Here is a 5,489-nt window from a genome sequence, read left to right on the forward strand (position 1 = left end):
GCCCCCCCAGCCCGCGCGCCCCCCCCGCGCGCGGCCGGGGGGCCTGGCGGGCGGTGGGCGCCACGCCCCGGGCGCGGGCGGCGCGCCCCCCCCCCCCCCCACGGCGTCGTGCTGACGGTGGCCGCGTTCGACGTCGCGGACGGCCGGGTGACCGGGATCTGGGTGGTCCGCAACCCGGAGAAGCTCCGCCCGTGGGCCCGCTGAACGACAGCGGCCACCGCCACGACTACGGCCACCGCCACGGCTACGGCTACGGCTACTGCCCGGCGGTCTTCATGAACGCCGTCCAGATCCGCCCCGGCAGGTCCGAGTCCGGGGTGTCCGGAGCGGCTCCGCCGACCCCCTCCAGGGACTGCAGCTTCATGTCCTTGAGGTCCGCCCGGAACACCGTGACCGCCGTCGACAGCTGCCCGTTGTAGCCGACGGTCCACCCCGCGGTGCGGTCCGGGGTGGTGCCGGGCTTCGCCGCCAGGCCGACGCCCGCCCCCGCCACCGCCTGGGCGCTGCCGCCGCGGACGGCGCCCTTGAGGGCGGTGTCCACGTCGGCCGCCACGGCCGCGGGCAGCGCCCGGGCGGCGGTGGGCAGCCGCAGGTCGACGGGCTTGCCGTTGCGGGTGACGCCCGACACGGAGTACGGGTCGGTGTGGCTGCCGCCGGACCCGAAGGCGGCGTAGGCGTCGGCGGCGCGGATCGCGCTCGGGGTGGAGTTGCCGACGCCGAAGGCGGGGACCAGCTCGCCCAGGCTCTCGGGGAGCAGGCCGAGGGCCGCCGCGGTCTGCTGCACCTTGTCGAGGCCGACGTCCATGCCGAGCTGCATCAGCGGCCCGTTGACGGACTGTTCGACCGCGCTGCGCAGGCTGACCCGGCCCCAGTTCCGCTTGCCGTCGTTGGCGGTCTTGACGATCTTCCCGTCCCGCCCCCAGTACGGCCCCTCCGGGGTCGTCACGTTGACGCCGTTGTCGCCGTCGTACGTCGTGCCGGGCGTCACCGGGGTCCGGCCGCCGTCGCGCCGGCGCTGCACGCCCTGGTCGAGTCCGGCCGCGTACACCAGCGGGGTGAAGGCCGAACCCATGGGCACGGTCGAGGTGTTGGCGTTGTTGAAGCCCTGCTTGCGGTAGTCGGGGCCGCCGTAGAGGGCGACGATCCGCCCGTCCAGGGCGACCGAGGCGGCGCCGACCTTGAGCAGCTTGTCGGCCTCCCGGTTGTCCGGGTCGAGGCCCTTGGTGGCCTCCTGCACGGCCGCGGCCAGGGCGTTGACCTTCGCCTTCTCGAAGGTGGTGCGGATCTGGTAGCCGCCGAGGTCGAACTGGGCCGGCGTGATGTCGCTGTGGCTCTCCACGAAGCCCCTGGACAGGTCGACCAGGTAGCCGATCTGGCCGGCGAGGCCGGCCCCCTTGGGCGGTGTCCGCGGCTCGGGGAACACCGTGTACCGGGCCCGCTCGGCGGCGGAGAGCCTGCCCCCGTCGACCATCCGGTCCAGGATCCAGGACCACCGCTCCACGGCCCGCTCGTGGTTCTCCGGGCTCACCGCCGGGTCGTACTGCCCGGCACCCTTCAACAGGGCGGCCAGGAAGGCCCCTTCGCTGGGGTCGAGCTGCGACACGTCCTTGCCGTAGTACGCGGCCGCGGCACGCTCGATGCCGTAACTGCCGCGCCCGAACCAGCTGGTGTTCAGGTAGCCGGCCAGGATGTCCTGCTTGCTCATCCGACGGCCCAGCTTGACCGCGATGACCATCTCGCTGAGCTTGCGGGAGACGTCCTGGCGCTGGTTCAGGTAGATGTTCTTGACGTACTGCTGGGTGATGGTCGAGCCGCCCTGGGTGTCGCCGCCGGTGGCCATCTCGTAGACGGCGCGGCCGATGCCGCTGACCGAGACCCCCGGGTCCGAGTAGAAGGTCTCGTTCTCCGCGGAGAGCACCGCCCACTGGACCGACTCGGGCACCTGGCCCAGCGGTACCTCCTGCCGGTTGGTCTCGCCGATCCGGGCCATCTCGGTGCCGTCCGCCCAGTAGTAGACGTTGTTCTGCTGGGTGGCGAAGGCGTTCAGGTCCTCCGGGACGTGGGTGGTGACGTAGAACCAGCCCGCCAGGCCGCTCAGCACCGCCGTCCCGAGACCGGTCGTCAGGAGCAGCTGGCGCCAGGAGGGGAGCCAGCGCCGGACGCCGCGCCGACCGCGGCGCGGGTAGTCGATCCGCCGCAGCGGACGCCACCTCCGGCGGTCGCTCCGCTCCTCCTCGGCTTCCCCACCCTGCTGTGCGCGCATCCGGTCTCCGATCTCCTGGGGGCGGCCCCCTCCACCCCGTCAGATGCCGAACCGGCCGTCCTTTGGGGGGCCGAGATCAGTGTGATCATGTTCATATCGGGCCGGTGGAACCGAACCGCACCCGGGCAATCCGGCCCGTCCGGCCCCGCGCCCCCGGCGGCCTACCGCCACAATGTCGCCATGAGGTTGATCCACACCCTGATCGGCGTGCTGCTGCTCCTGCTCGTCGTGGGCAGCATCCTGCGCACCCTGGTCGTCCCCCGCGGGCTCTACTCGGCCCTGGTGTTCCGGCTCTGGGCGCTGCTGCGCACCACCCTGCGGCTGTGGGCCACCCCCTTCGGCACCTACCGGGCGCAGGACCGCGCCCTGACCTGGCTCGCCCCGCTGGTGCTGCTCGGCATGCTCACGGTGTGGCTCAGCGGGATGCTCCTCGCCTACACCCTGCTGCTGCACGGCACCTCGGAACTCAGCTGGTCGATCTCCATCCGGGAGGCCGGCTCCAGCCTCTTCACCCTCGGCTACGCGAGCGGCGAACGCCTCCAGCTGTCCGCGATCGACTTCATGGCCGCCGCCAGCGGCCCGCTGGTGATCGCCCTGCAGATCGCCTACCTGCCCACCCTGTACGCGGCCTACCAGCGGCGCGAGACCGAGGTGACGCTGCTGCAGTCCCGGGCCGGCGAACCCGCCTGGGGCCCGGAGCTGCTCGCCCGGCAGTCCCTGGTCGACACCGAGACCGCGCTCCCCCAGCTCTACCGCGACTGGGAGCGGTTGGCCGCCGACATCGGCGAGAGCCACTCCAACTACCCGGTGCTGCTGGCCTTCCGCTCCCCCCAGCCCAACCGCAGCTGGGTGGTCGGGCTGATCGCGGTGATGGACGCCGCCGCCCTCCACCTCTCCCTCTGCCCGCGCTCCGCCCCGCCCGAGGCCCGGCTGGTGATCCGGGCCGGCTTCACCGCGATGCGCGACATCGGCCGGGCGCTGCGGATCGACTTCGACACCGACCCGGACCCGGACACCCCGATCCGCCTCGGCTACGCCGAGTACCTGGGCGCCGTCGCGATGATCACCGCGGCGGGCTTCCCGCGCGAGCGCCCGGTCGAGGACGCCTGGCGGCACTTCCGCGGCTGGCGGGTCAACTACGAGGCCCTGGCCTACGAACTGGCCCGCCGCGGCGACGCCGTCCCCGCCCTCTGGACCGGCCCGCGCGACTTCCGCGCCCCGGTCATCCCGCCGGCCCGCCCCACCGACCGCCGCCCGGAGTCCTCGGCGCCGGGCCTGCCGCCGGTCTGAGAAGAAATCCCCGACGGCTCCGGAACGGGTCGGGTACACTCGAACGCAGTACGTGCCGATCAGGAGCAGAGAGTAGGGAGGTGGGGTTGATGACCGCGTCGAAGGCCGCCGTGCGCAGCGTCCGGGTCTCCCTCGCGTCCCGGGCCGCGGCCTGACCCTGCCCTGTCCTGCCCCGCCGGGAGCGTGAGCTCGCGGGGCGTCACACGTACACCTCCCAGGAACGGAATCCCCGTACCACCATGCGCAACTGGAACACCCGCGCCGAGACCGGCGCCGACATCCCGACCGTTCACGCCGTCAACGCCGCCGCCTTCGACACCCCGGCCGAGGCCGACCTCGTCGACGCGCTGCGCGCCGATCCCGCCTGGCTCGACGGCCTGTCCGTGGTCTCCACCGACGCCGCCGGCACCGTGGTCGGCCACGCCCTGCTGACCCGCTGCCACATCGGCGACGTCCCGGCCCTGTGCCTGGCCCCGTGCGCCGTGCTCCCCGCGTACCAGCGGACCGGCGCCGGCTCGGCCGCCGTCCGGGCCGCCCTCGACGCGGCCCGGGAGCGGGGCGAGCGGTACGTCGTCGTCCTCGGGCACCCGGACTACTACCCCCGGTTCGGCTTCACCCGGGCCTCCACCCACGGCATCGGCCTGACCATCGACGTCCCGGACGAGGCCCTGATGGCCCTCGCCCTGGACGCCGACCACCCGCTGCCCGCCGGCACGGTCCGCTACGCGGCGCCGTTCGGCATCTGACGGAAGGGGGCGGTGGCGGGCACCGAGGTGCCCGCCACCGCCCCCTGAGCACAGTCGGACCGGCCTCAGACCGCGACCGGGCCGCCGGTGGCCAGTGACCATTCGGCCGCCGCCAGCACCTCCACCACCCGCAGGCCGAAGTCGGCCCCGCAGGGGTGCGCCTCGCCGGAGGCGGCGGAGGCCAGCAGGGCGTCCACCGCCCGGTGCAGGGCCACCGTCGGTCCCTCGCCGCGCTCGGGCAGCCGGGCCACCCCGTGCTCACCGCGCAGTTCCATCGCGACGCCGCCGCCCGCGCGCGGGGCGGTCAGGCTCAGCGCCAGCGTGCTGGAGGCTCCGCCGGCGTGCCGGAGCACCAGGTGGACGGTGTCCAGCGGCCCGGCGACGGCCGTGACCTCCGTCGCGTCGCCCAGCACCGGCAGCAGGACGGACAGCGCGTGCGGGCCGACGTCCCACAGCGCGCCCTTGTCCCTGCGCCACGGCGAGGCCGCGTACGGGCTGGTGCTGCCCGGCGCGAACACCGAGCCGAGCCAGTCCGAGCGGCCGGTGAACCAGCCGCCGAGCCCGGCCTGCCGCTCGATCCACGGGATCTGCTCGCCGCCGAAGCGGACGGTGAAGAAGACCACCGAGGCGAGGCGGTGGGTGCGCGCCGCCTCGGCCACCGCCCGGGCGTCCGGCACGGTGAACGCGACCGGCTTGTCCAGCAGCAGGTGGCAGCCGGCCTCGGCGGCCCGGACCGCGAGTCCGGCCTGGACGGAGGGCGGCAGGGCGATGGAGACGGCGTCCACCTCGGCCAGCAGCCGGTCCAGGTCGCCGTACCCGGGCACGCCGTGCGCGGCGCCCAGCGCCTCGGCGGCCTCCGGGCGGCGGCCCCAGACGCCGGTGAACTCCAGCCCGGGGTGCTCGGCGAGCACGGGTGCGTGCACCCGCTCCGCCCAGGTGCCGGTGCCCAGCAGTCCGATCCGCACGTTGTCTCCGTTCCTCGGTGTGCCGCGGGCCGGGCGCGCGGCTGCCGCAGCCGGGCGCGTTCCCGCAGGTCAGCCCCGAGCGTATCGGGCAGGCCGGCCCCGCCCGCGGCGGAGCGGACACCGCGGCCGCTACGCACAGGAGCCGGGGCCCGCCCCCCGCCGGCGCGGGGGGGCGGCCCCCCCCCCCCCCCCCGCGCGGGGCCCCCGGCGGGCGGGGGGGGCGAG

Annotated in this window: 4 protein-coding genes and 1 pseudogene; 3 read left to right on the top strand and 2 right to left on the bottom strand. The window is 75.0% G+C overall.

Annotation, left to right across the window (positions count from 1 at the left end; genetic code table 11):
- Positions 1-204, top strand: a pseudogene (locus tag ACFWXO_RS15195) (hypothetical protein); the annotation flags it as partial.
- A gap of 52 nt (positions 205-256) precedes the next feature.
- Here ACFWXO_RS15195 and ACFWXO_RS15200 read toward each other — a convergent pair.
- On the bottom strand, positions 257-2,263 hold the full coding sequence (locus tag ACFWXO_RS15200; RefSeq protein WP_380524373.1) for a transglycosylase domain-containing protein: 2,007 nt from the start codon (positions 2,261-2,263) through the stop codon (positions 257-259).
- A 180-nt stretch (positions 2,264-2,443) separates the two neighbouring features.
- On the opposite strand from ACFWXO_RS15200, the gene ACFWXO_RS15205 reads away from it, so the two are divergent.
- Both ACFWXO_RS15205 and ACFWXO_RS15210 read left to right on the top strand, forming a co-directional pair.
- Complete coding sequence (locus ACFWXO_RS15205; protein ID WP_375896326.1) at positions 2,444-3,553, top strand: hypothetical protein; 1,110 nt, start codon at positions 2,444-2,446, stop codon at positions 3,551-3,553.
- A 239-nt stretch (positions 3,554-3,792) separates the two neighbouring features.
- Complete coding sequence (locus ACFWXO_RS15210) at positions 3,793-4,299, top strand: GNAT family N-acetyltransferase (RefSeq protein ID WP_380524375.1); 507 nt, start codon at positions 3,793-3,795, stop codon at positions 4,297-4,299.
- Between the two features lie 65 nt (positions 4,300-4,364).
- Here ACFWXO_RS15210 and ACFWXO_RS15215 read toward each other — a convergent pair whose 3' ends face one another.
- Positions 4,365-5,264 (bottom strand): Gfo/Idh/MocA family protein, encoded by a 900-nt coding sequence (locus tag ACFWXO_RS15215; protein ID WP_380524377.1) that lies wholly within the window; start codon positions 5,262-5,264, stop codon positions 4,365-4,367.
- Between the last annotated feature and the right edge of the window lie 225 nt (positions 5,265-5,489).

It is taken from the genome of Kitasatospora sp. NPDC059088 (genome assembly GCF_042738155.1).
Classification (GTDB): Bacteria; Actinomycetota; Actinomycetes; order Streptomycetales; family Streptomycetaceae; genus Kitasatospora.

Bases quoted from the DNA above. Each gene is read 5' to 3' on its own strand.
- ACFWXO_RS15205 (WP_375896326.1), top strand. From the start codon at position 2,444: ATGAGGTTGATCCACACCCTGATCGGCGTGCTGCTGCTCCTGCTCGTC.
- ACFWXO_RS15210 (WP_380524375.1), top strand. From the start codon at position 3,793: ATGCGCAACTGGAACACCCGCGCCGAGACCGGCGCCGACATCCCGACC.
- ACFWXO_RS15200 (WP_380524373.1), bottom strand. From the start codon at position 2,263: ATGCGCGCACAGCAGGGTGGGGAAGCCGAGGAGGAGCGGAGCGACCGC.